At 47.3% G+C, this 22,112-nt stretch carries 17 protein-coding genes; 3 read left to right on the top strand and 14 right to left on the bottom strand.

Annotation, left to right across the window (positions count from 1 at the left end; genetic code table 11):
- Positions 1 to 44: 44 nt before the first annotated feature.
- From C6W44_RS04560 to C6W44_RS04510, 10 genes are all read right to left on the bottom strand, one after another.
- Entirely contained in the window at positions 45 to 833 is a 789-nt protein-coding gene (locus tag C6W44_RS04560; protein WP_413772334.1) for an arylesterase, read from the bottom strand.
- Between the two features lie 96 nt (positions 834 to 929).
- Positions 930 to 2,180, bottom strand: coding sequence for an MFS transporter (locus C6W44_RS04555; protein WP_105246453.1), 1,251 nt, complete (start codon positions 2,178 to 2,180; stop codon positions 930 to 932).
- A 377-nt stretch (positions 2,181 to 2,557) separates the two neighbouring features.
- Positions 2,558 to 2,803 carry a (Na+)-NQR maturation NqrM gene (nqrM, locus tag C6W44_RS04550; RefSeq protein WP_075101264.1) on the bottom strand — a complete coding sequence of 82 codons (246 nt, stop codon included), beginning with the start codon at positions 2,801 to 2,803 and terminating at the stop codon, positions 2,558 to 2,560.
- 121 nt (positions 2,804 to 2,924) lie between these two features.
- A complete protein-coding gene (locus tag C6W44_RS04545; protein WP_227526466.1) occupies positions 2,925 to 4,010 on the bottom strand; it encodes an FAD:protein FMN transferase in 1,086 nt (361 codons plus the stop codon).
- Between the two features lie 289 nt (positions 4,011 to 4,299).
- Positions 4,300 to 5,535 carry an NADH:ubiquinone reductase (Na(+)-transporting) subunit F gene (nqrF, locus tag C6W44_RS04535; RefSeq protein WP_105244401.1) on the bottom strand — a complete coding sequence of 412 codons (1,236 nt, stop codon included), beginning with the start codon at positions 5,533 to 5,535 and terminating at the stop codon, positions 4,300 to 4,302.
- A gap of 121 nt (positions 5,536 to 5,656) precedes the next feature.
- A complete protein-coding gene (gene nqrE, locus C6W44_RS04530) occupies positions 5,657 to 6,265 on the bottom strand; it encodes an NADH:ubiquinone reductase (Na(+)-transporting) subunit E (RefSeq protein WP_075101261.1) in 609 nt (202 codons plus the stop codon).
- Complete coding sequence (locus C6W44_RS04525; RefSeq protein WP_105244400.1) at positions 6,265 to 6,936, bottom strand: NADH:ubiquinone reductase (Na(+)-transporting) subunit D; 672 nt, start codon at positions 6,934 to 6,936, stop codon at positions 6,265 to 6,267. The genes nqrE and C6W44_RS04525 overlap by 1 nt, the downstream gene beginning before the upstream one ends.
- Before the next feature lies 1 nt (position 6,937).
- Positions 6,938 to 7,834, bottom strand: coding sequence for a Na(+)-translocating NADH-quinone reductase subunit C (locus tag C6W44_RS04520; RefSeq protein WP_105244399.1), 897 nt, complete (start codon positions 7,832 to 7,834; stop codon positions 6,938 to 6,940).
- Positions 7,815 to 9,050, bottom strand: a complete 1,236-nt coding sequence (locus C6W44_RS04515; protein WP_105244398.1) for an NADH:ubiquinone reductase (Na(+)-transporting) subunit B — start codon at positions 9,048 to 9,050, stop codon at positions 7,815 to 7,817. Before C6W44_RS04515 ends, C6W44_RS04520 begins: the two co-directional genes overlap by 20 nt.
- A 5-nt stretch (positions 9,051 to 9,055) precedes the next feature.
- Entirely contained in the window at positions 9,056 to 10,408 is a 1,353-nt protein-coding gene (locus C6W44_RS04510; RefSeq protein ID WP_105244397.1) for a Na(+)-translocating NADH-quinone reductase subunit A, read from the bottom strand.
- Positions 10,409 to 11,484: 1,076 nt separating this feature from the next.
- On the opposite strand from C6W44_RS04510, the gene hisA reads away from it, so the two are divergent.
- From hisA to C6W44_RS04495, 3 genes are all read left to right on the top strand, one after another.
- Positions 11,485 to 12,222, top strand: coding sequence for a 1-(5-phosphoribosyl)-5-[(5-phosphoribosylamino)methylideneamino]imidazole-4-carboxamide isomerase (hisA, locus tag C6W44_RS04505; protein WP_105244396.1), 738 nt, complete (start codon positions 11,485 to 11,487; stop codon positions 12,220 to 12,222).
- A gap of 274 nt (positions 12,223 to 12,496) precedes the next feature.
- Positions 12,497 to 14,152: a mechanosensitive ion channel family protein gene (locus C6W44_RS04500; protein ID WP_105244395.1), complete on the top strand. Its 1,656-nt coding sequence runs from the start codon at positions 12,497 to 12,499 to the stop codon at positions 14,150 to 14,152.
- Positions 14,153 to 14,410: 258 nt separating this feature from the next.
- Complete coding sequence (locus C6W44_RS04495; protein ID WP_105244394.1) at positions 14,411 to 14,698, top strand: hypothetical protein; 288 nt, start codon at positions 14,411 to 14,413, stop codon at positions 14,696 to 14,698.
- A 90-nt stretch (positions 14,699 to 14,788) separates the two neighbouring features.
- Here the strand turns inward: C6W44_RS04495 and rnr are convergent, their stop codons facing one another.
- The 4 genes from rnr to thrS all read right to left on the bottom strand — a co-directional run bounded on the left by rnr (position 14,789) and on the right by thrS (position 21,549).
- Positions 14,789 to 17,065 carry a ribonuclease R gene (gene rnr, locus C6W44_RS04490; RefSeq protein ID WP_105244393.1) on the bottom strand — a complete coding sequence of 759 codons (2,277 nt, stop codon included), beginning with the start codon at positions 17,063 to 17,065 and terminating at the stop codon, positions 14,789 to 14,791.
- A 141-nt stretch (positions 17,066 to 17,206) separates the two neighbouring features.
- Positions 17,207 to 18,451 carry a toxic anion resistance protein gene (locus C6W44_RS04485; RefSeq protein WP_105244392.1) on the bottom strand — a complete coding sequence of 415 codons (1,245 nt, stop codon included), beginning with the start codon at positions 18,449 to 18,451 and terminating at the stop codon, positions 17,207 to 17,209.
- Between the two features lie 636 nt (positions 18,452 to 19,087).
- A complete protein-coding gene (infC, locus tag C6W44_RS04480) occupies positions 19,088 to 19,591 on the bottom strand; it encodes a translation initiation factor IF-3 (RefSeq protein WP_105244391.1) in 504 nt (167 codons plus the stop codon).
- A gap of 23 nt (positions 19,592 to 19,614) precedes the next feature.
- Positions 19,615 to 21,549 (bottom strand): threonine--tRNA ligase, encoded by a 1,935-nt coding sequence (gene thrS, locus C6W44_RS04475; protein ID WP_105244390.1) that lies wholly within the window; start codon positions 21,547 to 21,549, stop codon positions 19,615 to 19,617.
- Positions 21,550 to 22,112 lie beyond the last annotated feature (563 nt).

The raw sequence follows: 22,112 nt of genomic DNA, 5'->3' as shown, positions 1-22,112 counted from the left end.
AAGGCCATAAGGCATCGAAGTGAAGCAGCTATAGATAAGCGCCTTTAATTACGCTCACTTTCGACTATTTTTTCTAGCTTGGGCGTAAGCACTGGCAAAACATTTTCATTAACGATCATGCGATAGCCCTCTTTAGTCGGGTGAATGGCATCCGCTTGGTTGAGAGCGGCATCACCGCCCACCCCGTCCAAAAAGAACGGAATCAGCGTAACCCCCGTGTCTTCGGCGATGCGCGGATAAATCGCGGCAAACGATTCTACGTAGTCTGAGCCAAGATTGTCATAAATCTGCATGCCGCCCAAAATGACTTCGCTGCCACCTGCTTGCAAGCGTTTGATGGCGGTACGGATGTTATTTTCGATAGTGGCGACTTCTATACCGCGCATGGCATCGTTGGCACCGATGGTCAGTATGGTGATATCAGGTTTGGTCTGTAGCACCCAATCCAAGCGATTGACCAGCCCTGTGCTGGTCTCGCCGCTCAAGCCGGAATTGACGACAGTGATATTGGGATAGCCCATTTTTTTTAACTGAGCTTCTAGTTGGGCAGGGTAGTTATCTTCAGGCGACACGCCCAAGCCTTCGGTCAAGGAGTCGCCCAGCGCCAAGATTGTCAGCGCTGCTTGCTGCTCATTCAACCGTGAGGGGGATGATGTGTCGGCAGTCTGACTGGTTTGAGTAGTTTGGCTGATAGGCGGGGTTGGTTGTGTGCTGTCGGCTAGCGTGGTATCAGCATTATCAGGCGATTTTTGACAACCAGTGGTGGCCATCACCATGGCTAAGAAGGCCGCCACCGGTAGGTGCGAAGTCAAACGAGAAGATGGTTTCATAATACGTAGTCTGTCCTATAAGCAATCAAACCAGTGTAGCAAAATAAGATCGCGACCAATATTATGATAAGGTTACCGTGATTTAGGGTTAAGCCGATGTTAAGCGTGCTTACCATCGACCATGATTGGGCGACTGACCAGCCATGCCATCACGACGTTGATGATCATCAAGATCAGCAGCATAAACAGCGCCAAGTCCCAACTGCCTGTGGCATCATGGATCCAGCCAGTACCAAGCGGACCAAAAAACGCCAGTAGATACCCCACTGCCTGCGCCATACCAGACAACTCGCTGGATTGGTTGGCGGTATAAGTGCGCATCGAAAACAGCATCATACTTAAGGTAAAAATCGCCGAACAGCCCATGCCCATGAGCCCAGACCACAGCCAAGCAAGGTCGGTCGATAGGTACATGATGCCCAATACACCAAACACGTTTAAGGCGGCGGCAAAGACGGCCAGTGCCTGAATCGGTCGACCGCGATTGACCAGCCACGTCAGGCTCAAAATCGCCACCGGTGCCATAAACTGAAACACCGAGCCCATTTGTCCAGCACTCACCGCAGACAGCCCCTTACTGAGCCAAATTGACGGTAAAAAACTGGCAACGGTATAAAACAACAAAGACTGCAGACCCATAAACACCGCAATCTGCCAAGCAAATGCTGAGCGCCATACCGAAATGTCTGATGAGCCGGTAGCGAGCGGCGCCACCACCCGTGTCGATGAGCCTAGCCGCACCCGCAAAAACACCCACGAAACCAAGGCAAAAAAGCCCAAAAGCGCCCAACCGCCAAGCGCCCACTGCCAGCCTACTTGCTCAGACAAAGGGAGGACAATACCTGAGACTATCCCAGCGGTCACCGTCATTGTTAAACTAAACAAACCCGTAATCAGCGGAATATGTTGCGGAGTACGTTGCTTGATGACAGGCGCGGCCAAGGTGTTGGCAAAACCGATGGCCAGCGTTAGTAATACCGTCCCGCTCAAAAAGCCAATCCAAGTGGGAATCACCGAGCGGATGACCATGCCAATTGTCAGCAGGGCAATCATCGCAATCAAGGTATTCTCAAGCCCAAAGCGCTTACTGATGGCAGGCGAGATAAGCGCGCCCAAGGCAAAAGTCAGCATCGGCACTGCGCCCAGCCAGCCAAGCTCAGTCTCAGAGATACCGAGCGCTTCTTGCACCACAGGTGCGATAGAGCCAAGCGCCACGATAGGTGCGCGCATGTTGGTCGCAAGTAATACGATCGCACATAACACCAGCCAAAAAGTAAAGCGTGATGATGGCGGGATGGAGGATTTTGACGCTTTTGTTTGAGAAGCAGACATATTTGCGGAGGTAGACATGGCAGCACGACTATTATATAAAATAAAAAACACGTCATTAGATAGCGTCGCCGCAGCGCCGCTTATCAAATAACACCAGAAAAGTCTCATTAAAACGATGAGTTAGAAAAGCCGTTAGGGCTTTACAACACGGGCAGAAAGCCTGTCATATGAACTTGCTGCCCTCTTAAGCAGGGCAAACTTAGTATATGGATGATAACGATGAAGGTTTGATTCTAGATTTATAAAACATCAGCGGCTTATAAAAGCTATCAAAACGAATATGGCACAAGAAAAATAGCGCCAACTCTATTTTTTAGAGTTTGACGCTATTATAAGAACAATTGATGACTAAATACTACCAGCGTATGGTAACAGACGCGGTATTTATATCTACTCTAGACAGATTTGCCTAACTGAGCGGCTTTAAGCGCGGTTTCTTGCTGCTCGGCGATGAGTGAGTCGCATTTGTTTGGGTCATTGCCACAAAATGAGCAATGCTCGTCGCCCATCAGCTTGGCCACCCCGCCGCAAGAGCCTTTTAGGGGCTTTTTTTTCACCATATATCCAATACCCATAAAGACAAAAAACAGCACAAATACAGTAAAGGTAATCGCAAGCATGGGGAGCAATTGAGTAAACATAGAGGAAACCTCGTATTAAAAATAGGGCTGTCATCTATAAAGACAACACCTTTATAGTATAGCAGATTTTTGCAGATGCCGCTTGAGTGTATCAAGATGTTTGGCGCATGCAGCTGGCAGTTTACAAGGGTTTATCGGCGCGTAATGCTTGCATCGCTGGTGTCTGTACCACTTGCCATTTCCCAATATTGTCAGCGTCTTTGATGGTTTTTTTATCACTATCATTATCGGTATCGGCTAATACCACAAACATCGCCGCTAGGTTTTGCTTTTGAGCGACCTCTAGCGCCTGCTGATACGGCATGGCAGTCAGCGCCGTCGCCCACGCATCGGCCAGCGCCACTGACTCTGCGGCGACAGTGACAGAAGGCGCGCCGCCCGCGATGGGAGTGCCCGTGGTGGGGTCGATGGTATGGCTATAGCGCTCGCCATCGAACACCACAGAGTTGCGGTAGTTGCCAGAGGTCGCCAGATGCATTTGATTGGCCGTGCTGATAGGTTGGCGAATCGCTGATATGGTCTCGCGCTCACTGACAGTGCTGTCTTCGATAGGGGCGTCGATAGCGATTTGCCAAGGTTGTTTTTGTTTGTTGACACCAGAGGTCGCAATCTCGCCGCCTATCTCCACCATATAATTTTTGATTTGATAGTCTTTTTTGAGCACATCAGCGATGACATCGACGCCATAGCCTTTTGCCACTGCAGAAAAATCCAGCCCCACGCCTTCTTTGGTTTTGTAGATGCTTTGCTGATCTTGTACGATACTGTCAAAATCGACCAAGGCTTTTGCTTGAGCGATCTCGAGCACAGTGGGCGGATTTTGTAAGCGCTCGACGGTCATGGTACTACCAAAACCCCACGTCTCTACTAGGGGCATCACTGTTGGATCAAAGGCACCGCCGGACTGCTGATAAACGGTGCGCGACACCTCAAGCACATGCGCAAAGTCGGCATCGATCGCTATGGGTGTGTCTTTTCCTAGTTGGTTGAACTTAGAGATAGTAGAGTCAGATTGATAGGTCGACATGCTATCATTGATTTGTTGCAGCCGCTGGTCGATGGCTGCTTGTATGGCCGCTTCATCCGCCCCTGCTGGTAACTGATAGCTAATATGATAGCTGGTGCCCATCGTTTCTCCGCTTAGGTAATCATAGTCAGGGAGCTGCTGGCAGGCATTGAGGCTCAGTATAGCGCCTACAGTGGTCATCGTCAGTAAGGTTGGGCGTATGGATTGAGGCGCGGCAAAAAACGAGGTTACATTTGTCATAGGAGTCATCACAGCTTGATAAGGTAAAGGGGTGAATGGAGCGTCAACGAATAACGGCGCTAAACCTCTCCTATTTTACGCCCCTTATCACTTATAAGGCCAATAGCGTTGCCGCAGATTTTAGTTCAAGTTTTGAGTCAGTGCTTTTCTTAGCGGTAAATCTTTTGACAAAAAAAGAGCCTCACTTGAGACTCTTTTTTTACTATCGCTTTTAGTGTTGCTTTTTTACTTAACCACCGAAGTCATCAAGTAGGATGTTTTCATCCTCCACGCCCAAACTATGGAGCATGTCAATTACCGCCGCGTTCATCATCGGTGGCCCACACATGTAGTATTCACAGTCTTCTGGGTTTGGATGGTCTTTTAGGTAATTTTCAAGTAGCACATTATGGATAAAGCCGGTCGGACCATCCCAGTTATCTTCTGGTAATGGATCAGATAGCGCCACATGCCACTCAAAGTTATCGAACTCTTCTTCGAGCTGATCGTAGTCTTCGACATAGAACATTTCACGAATCGAGCGCGCACCGTACCAAAAGCTAATCTTACGCTTAGAATTTAGACGTTTTAGCTGATCGAAGATGTGCGAGCGCATCGGTGCCATACCAGCACCGCCCCCGACGAAGATCATCTCAGCATCGGTATCTTTGGCAAAGAACTCACCATACGGGCCTGATACCGTCACCTTATCGCCAGGTTTTAGGCTAAATACCCAAGACGACATCTTGCCCGGCGGGATACCTTCAGGACCACGCGGCGGTGGACTGGCGATACGGATGTTAAACTTAATGATACCTTTTTCTTCTGGGTAGTTGGCCATCGAGTACGCACGAATAACAGGCTCATCAACTTTTGAGACGTATTTGAAGACGCCGAACTTTTCCCAGTCTTCACGGTACTCTTCACCGATATCAAAGTCTTTGTAATGTACTTCATGCGGCGGCGCTTCTAGCTGTACATAGCCACCAGCGCGGAAGTTGACTTCCTCGCCTTCTGGAATCTTAAGTACCAGCTCTTTGATAAAGGTTGCCACGTTATCGTTAGAGATAACTTCACATTCCCATTTTTGTACATCAAAAAACTCAGGGTCGATCTCGATTTTCATGTCTTGCTTGACAGCTACCTGACAGGCTAAGCGCATGTGATTGCGAATCTCGCCTTGCGTAAAATAGCCTTCTTCGGTGGGCAGGATAGAACCGCCACCTTCAATAACGCGGCAACGACACTGCGCGCACGTACCACCGCCACCACAAGCTGAAGATAAGAAAATACCTTCGCTTGCTAGCGTTTGCAGTAGCTTGCCGCCCGCTGGTGTCACAACGTCATTATCGGGATTATCATTGATATGGATGGTAACATCACCTGAACTGACCAGTCTTGAGCGCGCCGCCAAAATAATGGCGACAAGGCTCATGATGATCAAGGTAAACATAGCAACGCCACCAATCGCCGTAGCATAATCCATGATATGTATCCTTAATCTATGGAGTAGGGGAGTAACAGGACGCCTAGCGTCTACTGCTACCCCTACCGAATAAATGAATTAAATAGGTCAAATCGCTAACTAGGCTTTTCAGCGTAGCGGTTTAGATTGACATACCGCCAAAAGACATAAAGCCAAGTGACATCAGACCAACCGTGATAAAGGTAATACCAAGACCACGCAGCGGTGCTGGGATGTCTGAGTATTTGAGCTTTTCACGGATGCCAGCCAATGCGGTAATCGCCAATGCCCAACCAAAACCTGCGCCCACGCCATATACGACCGATTCGCTAAAGTTGTAGTCACGCTCCACCATAAACAGAACACCACCCAAGATGGCACAGTTGACAGTAATCAGCGGTAAGAACACCCCAAGCGCGTTGTACAAGCTTGGAACGAACTTATCTAAGAACATCTCTAGAATCTGTACGGTCGCAGCAATCAGACCGATATAACTGAGTAGGCCTAAGAAGCTTAGGTCAATATCAGGAAAACCTGCCCATGCCAGCGCCCCACTTTTTAGGATAAACTGAAACAACAGATTGTTTAACGGTACGGTGATGGCCATCACGACAATGACCGCGACCCCAAGGCCTATGGCCGTTGAGACTTTTTTGGACACCGCCAAAAAGGTACACATACCTAAGAAATAGGCCAGCGCCATATTCTCGATAAAGACTGAGGTTATAAATAAACTAACATAGTGTCCCATTAGTGACCGCCTCCATATACCATGCCTTTAGATTGCGGCTTCATGACAAACTCAGCGTCTTCAACTTGTTCTGGTTTCCAGATACGCACAATGGCGATAAACAAACCGATGATAAAGAATGCTGACGGTGGTAGTAATAACAAACCGTTTGGAATATACCAGCCGCCATCAGTGACAGGCTGCAAGATGGTGATACCAAACCAGGTACCGGCACCGAGTAGCTCACGGATGGTTGCGACAAATAACAATACCGCTGAATACCCAAGACCGTTACCGATCCCATCCAAAAAGCTAGGGACAGGCGGATTGCTCATGGCAAAGGCTTCGGCACGGCCCATCACGATACAGTTGGTAATGATCAAACCAACGAAGACCGATAGACCTTTACTCACATCATAAGCCACCGCTTTTAGTACCTGATCGACCAAAATAACCAACGAGGCAATAATCGTCATCTGGACGATGATACGGATGCTCGATGGAATTTGCTTACGGATGATAGAGATAAAAAAGCTCGAAAACGCTGTTACCAGTGTCAAGGCCACACACATCACCATGGCGTTGGCCATGCTAGTGGTGACTGCCAATGCCGAGCAGATACCTAGGATCTGTAGGGCAATGGGGTTATTGTCAAAGATAGGCGTGGTTAAAATACTTTTGGTGTCAGCCATGTTATGCCTCCTTGCCGTTTACTACTGGCGCTGCCAGTTCGGTGTTCGGTTCAGCTGTCAGCGTCGCTTGACTGGCTTGCGTGTCTGCATTGTCAATCGTTTGACCACTGTCTTGGCGCAGCTTATCTAGATAAGGCTTGTAGCCTTGCTCACCCAGCCAAAACTGAATCATATTGCTGACACCGCGACCTGTTAAGGTTGCACCGCTGATGCCATCGACCCAGTTATCTTTTGGTGTGCCAGCTTTGGTCACGCCAGTGGCCACATTGCCATCTTCGTCATACGACTGGATGCCACTCCATTGGGCGCGCCACTCTGGCTCTTCGATACGAGCACCGAGCCCTGGGGTTTCTTTGTGCTCATAAAAACTGATACCTTTGATGGTATTCATGTCGCTCTCAAGCGTTAAGAAACCATAGATCGTGCCCCATAGGCCATAGCCTTGAATCGGTAGCACCACCATTTCAGGATTGCCAGCGTCGTCGCTTTTTACGTAGACTTTGGCATATTTGGGTTTACGGCCAATACCAGCAGGATCGTTGTCGCCCAAGTCTTCACTCAAGGCTTGGTTTTTGGTTGCTTGACTGGCGTCATAGGCATTGCGATCAGGGATGCCAGCGGCTTTTAGCGCGTCATCATCGAGATAGTCACCTTTATTTAGGTCGATGATCTCGACATCAAAATCTTTAAAACGTTCAGCCACATCGCTTGCAGTATCTGACTCAGCATTGTACATGCCGGCGGCAACGAGGATGTTTTTGTTACGGTCTAAGCGAGCGTTTTCGATTTGTGCTGGTTTTAGACCAACAGCAACTGCCGAGACCAATACAGAGCACACCAAACATAGCGTCAGTGCAACGCTGATGGTTTTTGCGTTATTACTTTTGGGCTTGGACATAACGAACCCTCCGAGCAGTTTGGCGTTTGATGTTTGCTTGGGTAACAAAGTAATCAAACAATGGAGCAAATAAGTTGGCGAATAAAATGGCCAGCATGATGCCTTCTGGGAAGGCTGGGTTGACGACGCGAATCAATACGGTCATAAAGCCAATCAAGATGCCATACGCCCAGCGGCCTTTATTGGTATGCGCAGCAGAGACAGGATCGGTTGCCATAAATACCGCACCGAAAGCGAAGCCACCGATGACCAAGTGCCAATAAAACGGCAGACTCATCATCAGATTGTCTTCTGAGCCAATCATGTTAAAGACCAGCGAGGTGGCGATGAGGCCGACCACACAGCCTGCCATGATGCGCCATGAGGCGATACGCGTCCACAGTAGTACGGCCGCACCCATGAGGATAGCGAGCGTAGAGACTTCACCGATACTGCCTTGCATGTTGCCCAAGAACGCATCACTCCAAGTGATGGCATTACCATAGACATCAACGAAATCTTGTGGAGAGACGCCAAGCGCTGCAAGACCAAGCGGGGTCGCGCCAGAGAAGCCGTCCACCGCCGTCCAGATTGAGTCACCTGACATATACGCTGGATAGGCAAAGTAGAGGAAGGCACGACCTGATAGGGCAGGGTTTAGGAAGTTTTTACCCGTACCACCGAAGACCTCTTTTGCCACGACCACACCAAAGATGATACCCAAGGCGACTTGCCATAATGGGATATCTGGCGGTAGACAAAGCGCAAAGAGCACTGAGGTCACAAAGAAACCTTCGTTGACTTCATGGCCGCGCACCACGGCGAAGATAATCTCACAGAGAATACCAACTGCGAAGGTGACGATATAAATGGGTAAGAACTGCATGGCCCCATAGACAAAGCTGGCCCAAATACTATCTGGGTTATAGCCTGCCATGTTGGTGATGACCGTGCGCCAGCCTTCAGGCTGCAAGCCTAGCTGAGCGATGGCGGTTAATGCTTGGTGGCCGATATTGTACATACCCCAAAACATCGCAGGGAAGGTACAGAGCCAGACGGTAATCATGATGCGTTTTAGATCGATACCATCGCGCACGTGTGACGAGGCGTAGGTAGTGGTACCTGGCTGACGCAAAAACGTATCGAACATCTCAAAGATGGCATAGTACTTTTCGTGTTTGCCACCCTTGGTAAAAGACGGCTCCATACGATCGAACATATTGTGTAAAAATTTCATCGTGGTTAGCCCTCCAGCTCAATGCGCGTTAAGTTATCACGCAAGATATCACCGAATTCATATTTGCCAGGAGAGACGAAGGTGCATAATGCCAAATCTTCTTCGTCCAATTCGAGTGCGCCCAAATCAACGGCGCTAACGATATCCTCAACAATCAAGGCACGTAGTAGCTGTGTTGGCAGATAATCTTGCGGCATGACTTCTTCATAGATACCGATGGGTACCATCGCACGCGGTGAGCCGTTGCTGGTGGTGGTGAAGTTGTATTTTTTGCCACCAAAAAACTGCGAGATATAGATAGGCAGTTTAGAGAAGCGGTTTTTACCAGCGGTAAAGAAGTGAAATGCTGGACGCTCACGGCCTTCAGGTAGGACGCTGACTTGGTTGTGAAAGCGGCCAAGATAAGCGATGCTGTTAAACACCTTGCGTCCTGACAGCACTGAGCCTGAGATGACACGGTTTTCACCAGCGGCCAGTTGGCCTTTGGTCAATGCTGTGATGTCAGCACCGCGCTCGGTTGCGATCAGATGTGGAGTATTGACTGCAGGGCCTGCCAAGCTAATCATACGGCGCGTGTACAAGCGGCCAGTGGTAAATAGCTTACCGATAGCAATCACATCTTGATAGCCAATCGTCCAGACGGTGACACCGCGCATGACTGGATGCAAAAAGTGAATGTGCGTGCCGGCGAGTCCTGCTGGGTGCTTACCTGCAAAACTATGATACTCAGTGACGTTGTTTGCCGCAGTTTTTGCAACGGGCGTCAGGCTAGCATCACCATGATGACAGACAAAAGTCTTAGGGCTGAGGGTAGATAATACTGCGAGGCCGTCATTGAACGCTTGCAGCTCCTCATTGATCAGCATCATCGGGTCAAACGCAAGTGGATTGGTATCCATCGCGGTGACAAAGATGGCATGCGGACGGGCACCGATTTCTGGTGCGCGGCTATAGGGGCGCGTACGAAACGCAGTCCATTCGCCAGAGGCCAGCAGTTGGGTTTCAACGACCTTCGAGTCTAGGTCAGCAAGTTGCTGGGAGTCATAGCGCTCGAAGTCTACTTCTTCACCGTTTGGGTCGACCGCAATCACAAGGCTTTCAAACACTCGGCGCTCGCCGCGATTGATCGCGACGACTTTACCAGCAGCAGGGGCAGTGTAGATAACACCAACACGTTTTTTGTCTTCAAAAACGGGCTGGCCTTTAGCTACGACATCACCTTCTTTGACATTCATTGTGGGTTTCATACCCACATAATCATAGCCAATGACTGCTACATGTGTTGGTTGGTGCTCAGATATCTCGCGGGAGGGTTCACCGGTGATGGGCAAATCCAAACCTTTTTTGATGGTAATCATAAGCGAAAACTTAGTCCATAGTCTAAAACGATACCAGACGTCCTGTTTGGTATATCGGCAGCATGAACATCTGCGTCATTTAATAAAGCCCTCAACTCGCTATTCCTATAGTAGGATAGAGATACATGAGGCTTTGAAAACAACGCAAGAATATCACTGCTAGTAAGAGTATTAACGCTGACCTTAGACTCCTTAACAACACGTTAATGTCTTATTCGAATTACCAAAGTTGGCGACTGGCTACCAAGGTGTATGCTAAAGCCATCAAACCAAACACACTCACTTTGGGCGTTGGCCAAAAGCGACTGCATTGATCGTAAACAGCTCCATCATACGTTTCATTGAAAATTAAAACCTGTAAACCAGCACGATTGTCGCTTTATGAACTGGCTTTTTGTTGCAGAGCCAATGACATAAAAACGCAGCCAAGTAATCTATAAAGATAGATAAACTGGTCGAAGTCACACTAGCCCTGCCGCTGGTAGACATACGGTATATGACCATCTGCCGCTGGTAATCTAGGAGTGACTGTCTAAGGCGTTATCTCATGATAGGGATGTAAGGGAGATATATAAAAAGACGTCTCAAGGGTAATGGCGCAGCGCAGTCTGCTCTCAGACTGGCATTGAAGATTGTTACGTTAACCCTTTTAGCCAACTGTCAGCCAATATTGTACTGGTTCATTTAGCTGTTGCTCGATTCATCCTGACCGCCATGAGCACTTCAGTGATGGTTAACTGAAAAAAAGTGTGGCGCATGGTTGCTATCATATAGAAACAAATACAAATTTACCTAGGATTATACGCTAAATTGACCTAAAATTGCCAGCCGGCAAGTGAATTTACCTAATGTTGCCAGTGATTCCGTCTGCTAAAACTTATGGTTATGATTGTTAAGTTTTTGGCATTATTCGTTGTTTGAATTATTCAGATTTGAGCCAACACGAAGAGAATTTACTGATACTATATTCTGACTGATTTTGTTAGCTACTGATTTCGAAATGGTCTGCGGTAGTATTTTAGTATCAGTGATATGTTAGATTACTTATTTTATTTGTGCGTTATAAGGAATGTCCTATGTGTGCTGTGCCTGTCATTATTCCGGCGATTGATTTAAAAGATGGTAAATGTGTGCGCTTAAAGCAAGGCCGTATGGAGGATGATACGGTGTTTTCTGACGATCCTGTGGCCATGGCGGCGCGCTGGGTAGAAGAAGGTGCGCGCCGCTTACATTTGGTGGACTTAAATGGCGCGTTTGATGGAGTACCAGTACACAGACAAGTGGTCAATGACATCGCCAAGGCTTATCCAACTCTGCCTATCCAGTTGGGCGGCGGTGTGCGCAATATGAACACCATCGAGCAGTACATCACTGCAGGTTTGACGTATATTATTATCGGCACCAAAGCAGCCGAAGATCCCGACTTCGTCACTGAAGCTTGCCGTGAGTTTGCAGGACATATCATCGTGGGTATCGATGCCAAAGACGGTATGGTGGCGACCCATGGCTGGGCAAATGTCACTGATACTCGCGCCACCGAGCTGGCCAAGCGCTTTGCCGATGTAGGCGTATCGTCAATCGTCTATACCGACATCGCCCGTGACGGCATGATGCAAGGCGTCAACGTCGAACAGACAGTCAATCTAGCTCGCGAAGGTGGCCTGCCTGTGATTGCCTCAGGCGGCGTGACCGACATAAAAGACATCGAGCTACTAAAACCCTATGGCGACTGTATCGAGGGTATCATCACCGGCCGTGCCATCTACGAAGGCACACTCGATTTGCGTGCTGCTCAAGCATATCTAGACAGCTAAGCTCACCTAAGATTTGCTAAAAAATTACTCGCTAGGTTCTTACTTGCTGGGCTCAGCGCTCAATGGCGAGGACTCAATGGCGAGGATAGGCAACGCGCTACGGCTATCTGTTATCTGTTTGCTGCGTCATAGCGGCGGCGTCAAGCAAATAGCCGTATGTTTGCTTTATCGTAGATAGACTTACGCCTAGCTGATAAGGTAAGACAAAGAGCAGGAACCACGCTTGCATAAGACCTTTAGGTTTTGGCAATGATGCAACAAGCAAAGGATGCTTATGTCGATTTATCTCACGCAAAAAACGCCCAACATCATCCGCCGTCTGGCCGGTATATGCGGTCAGCTGCTGTTGCTATTGGCGCTGCTTTGTCAGCTGCCAGCTCATGCAGCTATTGAAGACGCCGCCTCCATTAGCGCTGCGCTCAGCGGTGACAATGTTGACAATGCAGAAGCGCTTAATGAAGACAATGCCGAGCCAGCACCTGCTATCTCTGACAGCATAGCTGAGACGCCAGAGATTATAGAGCCATCACCTGACCCTGACCCGCCGCCTATCATCAGTGGTGAGAGCACCAATAACGCGCAAATCGAGACCACGCCGACTCCGCAAAAAGACAATGATATCCGCCAACGTATAGCTGGCATATTTTCAGAAATAGACGGGTTGCAAGCGGTCAATGTCAGCGTGACGCAAGGGGTGGTTACCCTGACGGGAGAGACGCCCAATGAAAAAAAGGCGCAGCAAGCCATCAACTTGACCAATCGCTTGACAGATGTGGTCACGGTCGAAGACCGAATCAATCGCACCCTAGATGTACAAGACAACGTTACCACTGTCTATCAAGGCCTAAAAGCACAGGTGACCAATCTAGTGAAAGCATTGCCGCTACTATTGGTCGGTATAGTGCTGTTTGGCTTGGTGACTTGGTTTGGCAGCTGGCTCTCCAATCGCAAAAACATGTGGCAACGTCTGACGCCAAATCCATTTGTGGCAGAGCTACTGGCCCAAACCATCAAAGTTATTTTTATCATCTTTGGTCTGATCTTGGCTCTGAGCCTGATCGGCGCAGAAACTGTCTTGGGTACGCTACTTGGCGGGGCAGGCGTGATCGGTATCGCGGTTGGTTTTGCGGTCAAAGACACGATTGAAAACTATATTGCCTCACTCATGCTTAGCATCCGGCAACCGTTTCGCGCGCGTGACCACATTGTCATCAATGGGCAAGAGGGTATCGTCGTGCGCCTGACATCGCGGGCGACTATTTTGATGACTTTAGATGGCAACCAGCTGCGCATTCCGAATGCCGAGGTCTTTAAAGGTACTATTCTAAATTACACCAAAAACCCTGAGCGCCGCTTTACTTTTGAGCTGGGTGTGGACGCCAACGATGACCCACTGGCAGCCATCAAGGTTGGACTAGATGCGATACACCAGTTGGCGTTTGTCTTAGATGAGCCAAAAGCGATTGCCGTCATTACCAATGTCGGCGACTCAAATATCATTTTAGAGTTTCAGGTATGGGTGGATCAATCCGAGACCGATTTTTCTAAAGCGCGTAGTATCGCCATTCGCGAGACCAAGCACGCGCTAGAAGATGAAGGCTTTAGCTTACCTGAGCCTATTTATCGACTGCGTTTTAACCATAAATTAGAGCAAGCTTTTGAGAAGATGCCACAAAACAACGCCACCTCGGGTGCTACCCTTACGACCACCGTGCCCAGCGCTACCTCAAGCAATCAAGCGCCAAGCTCCACCGATGATAAAGATAAAGAGCAAGCAAAAGCCCGTGCCAAAACTATTCTGCAAGGCCGCAGTGCCAGCGATGTCCTCGATGCCCGCCCCGATGATAAGCTGATGGAAAAGGTCGAGCAAGAAATCGCTGAAAACTCAGATGAGACTGATTTGCTAAATAACAATAGCCCGCAAGAATAATCAGCTTAGCGCCTGTCCGCAACTCAATCGATAGCCATCTAAACGAGCGAAAAATGGCTAAATCTGGCCAAACAGGGTCAAATAGCTGACTAATATCTCGAGATTATCTGCACTATCTTCCTTGTTTAGTGGCAAATGTTTAGCGGCAGTTTATCTCATTTTTATCACCATTTTTAAAATGCGAACAGGCCCTAAAAAACGGCATAAAAAGTGCAATAAAATAGATATTTGATGACTATCTAGAGACGAGACACTTTTATGCAAATGAAACATTTGATTATCTTTGCACTTGTGGGCATGGTGGTATTATTGGGTTTTAATCTGATAAGCGGGCATCAGCGTAATAAGCACAGAGAGATACTAGTAAACAATAATAGCGCTGAGTCGGCGACTGCGACAAATGCAGGTGCAAACACTGGCGAAAATATTGCCAGTCAGCCGTTAGGTCAGCAGCCCAAGGCCATCTTGGATGATGCCACCACACAGATAGAACAAGCACAGCGAGCCGAGCAGCAGCGAGTTGCGCAAGTGGCTAATGCCCAGTAGCGTAGCGGGCACAAAAAAAGGCTAACACTGGGTTAGCCTTTTTTATCAATACCTTTTTATCTACCACTTATCTACCACATCTTATGTAGCTTAGCTTTTTTTGCTTGAGCCTTTGCGATTGCTGCTCTTTTTAGCTGGTGATTTTTTGGCTGGTGGTTTTTTAGCTTGGTCTTTTTTGGTTTGGTTCATCTCACTGGCTTGTAGCTTGGCTTGTAAATCAAAGTCAATTTGTAGCAAGTCCATATTAACGCCTGCGACTTTGACTTTGACCAAATCGCCCAGACCAAACAGCGTACCTTTGTCTTTACCGATAAGCTGCTGCTGCGTCTCATCATAGACAAAGAAGTCATCACCGACGTTTGAGATATGCACCAGACCGTCGATATACAAGTCAGTCAAGGTGACAAATAAGCCAAAGCTCGTCACGGTGGTCACCACGCCATTGAACTCTTCACCGACATGATCTTTCATATAGTGACATTTGAGCCATGACTCCACAAAACGCGAGGCTTTTTCGGCGCGGCGCTCGGTATCTGAGGTTTGCGTGCCTGCGTCTTCGAGTGAAAAATCCATCACTGGCTGCTTGCTACCCGTGACTTTTGCCTTGATTGCACGATGTAGCATCAAATCAGGATAACGGCGGATAGGCGAGGTAAAGTGACTGTACTCGTCATACGCCAAGCCAAAGTGACCGATGTTGTCCGGCGCGTAGTTAGCCTGCATCATCGAGCGCAGCAGCATGCTGTGGATGCTAATGGCATCGGGTCTGTCTTTGGTGGCTTCGATGATACGCTGATAATCGGCCTGCGTTGGGCTCTCTTCTGGGAAGCTCAAACCAAAGTTTTTGGCGTACTCATGGATACGCATGGATTTTTCGCTATCTGGCCGATCGTGGTTACGATACAAGACAGGCAGCTCATGCTTAAGAGCAAAGTTTGCCGCACAAGTATTGGCCAGTAGCATACATTCTTCGATCAGCTTTTGCGCATCGCCGCGCGTACGTGGCAATATTGCTTCGATGCCACCTTTTTCATCAAACTTAATGTAGGTCTCTACTGTCTCAAACTCCATCGCATGACGCTCTTCGCGTTTTTTCAAAAGCAGCTTATAGAGTTGATGCAGTGTATCAATTGATTTTTTGACGTCTTTATTGCCTGTCAAAGAATCAGGCACGCTTTTGTCTTTTGGATTGTCAAAATACGCGTTGACTTGGTTGTACGTCAAGCGTGCTTGTGAGTGCATCACACCTGGATAAAACTCATAGCCTGTGATTTTACCAGCGCGCGATATCTTGATATCAGCCACCATACATAGGCGATCACGATCAGGGTTTAGCGAACAAAGACCATTCGACAATACTTCAGGGAGCATCGGAATCACACGATGCGGGAAGTATACTGACGTACCGCGCTCATACGCGTCTTTATCTAACGGCGAGTTTGGCGTAACGTAATGGCTGACATCCGCGATAGCCACTAAGACGCGGTAGTTACCGCCTGAGCGTTTTTCGGCATATACCGCATCATCGAAGTCGCGTGCATCTTCACCATCGATGGTGACTAGGGGTAAATGACGTAAGTCAGTACGGCCCTTTAGGTCTTTGTCAGTAGGCTCCTCGTAATCATTGGCTTGCTTGAGAGCCGCTTCACTAAATTCTGATGGAATATCATAATTCAGTAACGTCGTTTCGATGATCAGCTCGCGGTCGTTGTCATCGGAGAGAACTTCAGTGATTTTGCCAGTAGCAAACTCGTGCTGGTTTGGCCAATCGATGATGTCGATTTTAACGGGTGCGCCTTGCTTGGCGTTTAGAGCCTGTACGTTGTCATCAGTGACAGTAATGGGTTGGTGATGGTTTGGACTACCAAGCTCGACACAGTAACCTTCGTCATCACGTGCTAGCGTACCGATGAAGTTGTTTTGACGACGCTCTATGATATCGACGATGCGGCCTTCGGTGCGACCGCGGTTGTCTGTTGAGGTGCCGATTGCAGCTACTGTATCGCCGTTAAATACCCAACGCATTTGTTTTTCGTGCAAAAACAAATCGGGCATGTCTTCTAATAGTACAAAGCCAAACCCTTTGGGGTGCGCAGACACAGTACCGGTGACCACATCTTGCTTGGTCACTGTCCGATAACGATAAGGACGACCTTCACGGTTTACTTGACCGTCGCGTGCCATGGCTTTTAAGCGATTGCCCAGTGCATCAAACTGATCTGGATCTTCAATCTCAAAGATCTGCGCCAGCTGCTTGTGAGTGACTTCGCCATGCTCATTAATCGTGCTCAGTATTAGCTCGCGACTAGGGATAGGATTGTCATATCTTTTTGCCTCACTTGAGGCGTTTGGATCGTTCCAACTCATAAATTACCGTATCTATTTTTAAAATTATTAATAATGGCTATCTTAACACGAACGACCAGGCAATATCTTGCGTCAATCGTCTAATCTGTATTAAGTCGCAACAAGCTGTCTGCTTTTACAGAAGACAGCTGAAAAAGCCCATCAAATATCGATATCCACCGCACTAGACTTATCGGTGATTTTTTTGCTGTCTAATTCCTTTGAGACCTCTAGCACCGTGGTCTGATTGGATTTGTCGAGATACTTTTGTGCTTTATCAACCTCAGTGGTCAAGGTGTTGACCGTTTGTTTCATGTTCTCTAGCGCTTCAATTTTATAATTGCTGATCATATCCATCGTATCATAGACATTATTGAAGGCGTTTTGCAGTTTATCAAGCTCGATACTGCTGCTGGTCGCCTGCTCATGGATCTCGCCCGATTGACGTTTGAGCATCGCAGAGGTCGATTCGATCAAACTGCTCGTAGTTTTATTCAGCGCAGTGATTTGATCAAGTACCAGTTTTTGATTGGTCATCGCTTGTGCGACCACCACCGCCGTGCGGAGCGCTGAGATGGTCGTCGTGGTCGCGCGATCGACACCTTTGATCAGCTCCAGATTGTTTTTGCGAATGGTATCAAGCGCCAAATAACCTTGGACGTTGACGGCCAACTGCGTCAAAAAGTCGGTGTTTTTTTGGCGCACATAAAACAGCATCTCTTCTTTGATGATGCGCGCTTTTTCTGGGTCAGTCGCCTCGATGGCATAGACTTTTTGCTCCAACTGCTCATCGATTTTTTTGCCCACATAAATGTACTGACGAATCGATTGCATCAGCTCCCACATATTGACTTTTTCTTGCTCAATCATGGCATTGTCTTTGAGCAGCTCGTCTTTGCCGTTATAGAGACTGGTCACGACGGCATTGATATGTGACTGCGCTGACTCGTACTGACGAAAGTAATCTTGAACCTTGTTGCCAAAAGGAATAAGGCCAAACAGCTTGCGTGAGCTGGTCAAATCTTTTTTGCTGGGGTCCAAATCTTCGACGATACCGCGCAGCTCTGTCAGAGATTTGGCGATGGGGGAGTTATCAAACAAATTGTCGTTGATGCTTTTTGCTGGCAGCTCGAGCATACGATTAGAGACTTGCGCGGACTCACGAATCTCTTTACTGCCTAAGTTGTGTATGGACTGGACGTTTTGCTGAAACTCAGGGCTATGTACAGAGTTGGTGATGACATGATCAACAAAAGCATCAACTTTAGCATCGAGCTCTGGTATTTGGCTTTTATCGAGAGTCACCATCTGGTCGGCTTCACTTTTTTGTATTTCTTTGACGGGCTCAGGCGGCGTCAGTGAAATACTTGGCGCAGCGGCGTTTTCTGGTGGCGTCAATTCTTGCATAAAGTTTCCTATAATCTCTAAAGGGAAAAAATCAGTAATATAGTTAGCTGAATGTAAAACTATTATGGATTTAAACGCGCTACTGGTATAAATTTTACTTGCGTGCTGCGTTCCCAGAGGCTGCGCAAAATTCATCCCAGTAGCGCTATGACATTTTTAGAGTGTATCGACTATACATCATCCGTGCGGTTTATGTAGTGTCGACTATATCGGGTATTGTTTTATTTAAAAGACAAGTCGCGGCCTGTATGTCACAGCCTGTGGTTTATATAAAGCCGAATAAATACAAAGGCGAATAAATACAGAGCCATTGAGCTTTAGACTAACTGGTAATGAAAGGCTTGAGAAGAGAGGTTTTGTAAAATAGCGTCAGCTTGTGATACCAAAAACAGCGTTTAAAACGCTATAACTGATAAACACTATAGGTGATAAAAGCAATGGCTAATAAAGGTAGTATCGCTGCTTATGATAAATAGGCAGAGAAGCCTATGTACAAAAAAACCATCAATATCCCGTAGCATATTGATGGTCAACAGTATAAGTATCCATATTAATCAATATCGACATTATCTAACATCGACGGATTAGCATGCCGATTAATAGCTGCCACTAACTAATAGCAATCTGGTTAGTCGATCACTTTTTCTTAGTTGGGCCGAGCAGCATACCCATCTGACGACCTTCCATCTTAGGATATTGTTCGACGTTTGAGATATCAGCGGTATCTTCAATGATGCGGTCAAGTTGCTTGCGACCAATATCTTGGTGCGCCATTTCGCGTCCACGGAAACGAATACTAATCTTAACCTTATCTTGATTTTCTAAGAAACTAATGATTTTACGCAGCTTAACTTGATAATCCGCCTCTTCAGTACTAGGGCGTAGTTTCATCTCTTTAAGCTGAGTCTGCTTTTGGTTTTTCTTAGCTTCTTTGGCCTTTTGTTTTTGATCATATAAGAAGTGCTTATAATCCATGATCTTACATACAGGCGGTTTTGCTTCAGGAACCAATTCGACCAAATCTAAGTTTTCATCACGCGCCGCTTTCATCGCGGTTTCGATATCGACCACGCCCATTTGTTCGCCGTCTTCTTTAACGAGTCGGACTTCTTTGACTTTGATATCTTCGTTGATGTTCAAACGGTTGGACTGTTTAATAGGTATTACTCCTCATCTGTTTTTGGGGTCTGTCGGCCTTTTTTACCGACAGCGGTCTGTACTAATGCCATAAAGTCAGAGATACTCATCACGCCAAGGTTTTCGCCTTCACGCGTCCGGACATTGACGCTGCCCGTTTCAATCTCTTTATCCCCTAATACTAGCATATAGGGGATACGTTCTAATGTTTTCTCTCGTATCTTAAATCCAATCTTTTCGTTACGCAAGTCGCTAACGGCTCGAATACCGACGTTTTTCAGCTCATTAACCACATTTTCACAAGCCTCTGCTTGCTTGTCAGTGATATTCATCACAACCACTTGCTTGGGTGCAAGCCATACTGGCATCCAACCGGCATAGTGTTCGATCAAAATACCGATGAAACGCTCGAACGATCCTAAGATAGCACGGTGTAGCATGATTGGGGTTTCACGCTCGTTTTGTTCGTTGACGAATTCGGCATCAAGACGCTCAGGCATATTGGGGTCAACTTGAATGGTACCGCACTGCCAGACACGGCCTAGAGAGTCTTTTAGACTAAATTCAATTTTGGGGCCATAAAACGCGCCTTCACCCGGTAAGTATTCCCAATCGAGACCTGAGCTGTCGAGAGCATCGGCCAAAGCTTTTTCGGAAAAATCCCAAGACTCATCAGAGCCGACACGCTTTTCAGGGCGGGTGGAGAGCTTCATAATGATGTTATCAAAGCCGAAGTCTTCGTAGACCTTTAGGGTCAGTTTAATAAAGTCAGCGACCTCTTGCTGAATTTGTGCTGCGGTACAGAAGATATGCGCATCATCTTGCGTAAAGCCACGTACGCGCATCAAACCATGTAGCGAACCTGAAGGCTCATTACGGTGACACGAGCCAAACTCTGCCATACGCAGTGGCAGGTCACGATATGATTTTAGGCCTTGGTTAAATACTTGCACGTGACACGGGCAGTTCATTGGCTTTATCGCATAATCACGGTTTTCGCTGGCAGTGGTAAACATATTGGTGGCATAGTTGCCCCAGTGGCCTGAGCGCTCCCACAGGCTACGATCGACGATTTGCGGTGTTTTAATTTCTTCATAGCCGTGATCGTGTTGGACTTTGCGCATATACTGCTCAAGCACTTGATAAATCGTCCAACCATTAGGGTGCCAAAACACCATGCCAGGCGCTTGCTCTTGCATATGAAACAGATTGAGCGCTTTACCAATTTTACGGTGGTCGCGTTTTTCCGCTTCTTCAATACGCTGGATATAGGCCTTTAGGTCTTTTTTATCAGCCCACGCTGTACCATAGATACGTTGCAGCTGCTCGTTTTTGGCATCACCGCGCCAGTATGCACCCGACATTTTGGTCAGTTTAAATACTTTTAAGAAGCGCGTGTTTGGTACGTGCGGGCCACGGCACATATCGACGTATTCTTGATGGTGATACAGACCAAAGGCTTCTTCACCCGGCATATCATTGATCAGTTTCAGCTTATAATCTTCGCCGCGCTCTTCAAATATCTTGATGACTTCATCGCGCGGTGTCATTTTTTTGATGACATCATAATCTTGTTTGATCAGTTGCATCATGCGTTTTTCGATGGCTTCCATATGCTCAGGGGTAAACGGCGTCTCGCTATAGATGTCGTAATAAAAACCATCTTCGATGACCGGTCCGATGACCATTTTTACCTCTGGATAGAGCTGTTTTACTGCATGACCTAACAAGTGGGCGCAGGAGTGGCGAATGATATCGACACCGTCAGCGTCTTTTGGCGTCACGATTTCAACTTTGGCATCATGTGTGATCGGATCGTGTGCATCGACTAATTGACCATCAACGCGCCCAGCGACCGTCGCTTTGGCAAGTCCTGCACCAATACTCTGCGCCACTTCCATGACGGTGGTATTGCCTTCAAAGTTTTTTACGCTACCATCTGGTAAAGTAATCGCTACCATAATCTATTCACCTTTTTGGATCCGTTGGCAGTGATGATTGCAACCATCAATCATATAACCGTAAGACCGCATCAATTATATCTAACTGCTGTGATATGTTAAGAAAAGTACCACCCAAAATACTAAGTTGAGACGATATTAGTAGCAGGCTTTTGGCCACTTTATCTAAAGGCTCACTTTAGCATTACAAAGTAGTGTCATAAAAGCCACTATTATAGCAAACACTGCCTAGCAACACTAGGTTGGAGACTATAGATACAAAGTGACAAAAGTATTATAACAAGCGATGTCAGCACGGTGACTGTTTAAGTATCGATGCAGCACTTGATGCTTCAAGGTTAGCTAATCACCCTAGTTACCGATGCTATGAAAAATAACGTTTTGTCTCGCTGTATCGTGTCTATATCGGATTGACTATATAAGTATTTATTAAGCAGATTTCAATAGGTAATAGATAACGCCAATTTTGCTACCACTATATAACTAATGAAGTGATGATGGTTTAAGTCGCAGCGCCGTCCTAAAAATTTTTTTCGCTAACACATTGAAAACACTAGCCTATT

The sequence above is a fragment of the Psychrobacter sp. Marseille-P5312 genome (assembly GCF_900291405.1).
Classification (GTDB): Bacteria; Pseudomonadota; Gammaproteobacteria; order Pseudomonadales; family Moraxellaceae; genus Psychrobacter; species Psychrobacter celer.
Note: the sequence above shows the minus strand (reverse complement) of the source record. Positions and strands in the feature narration are given on the sequence as shown.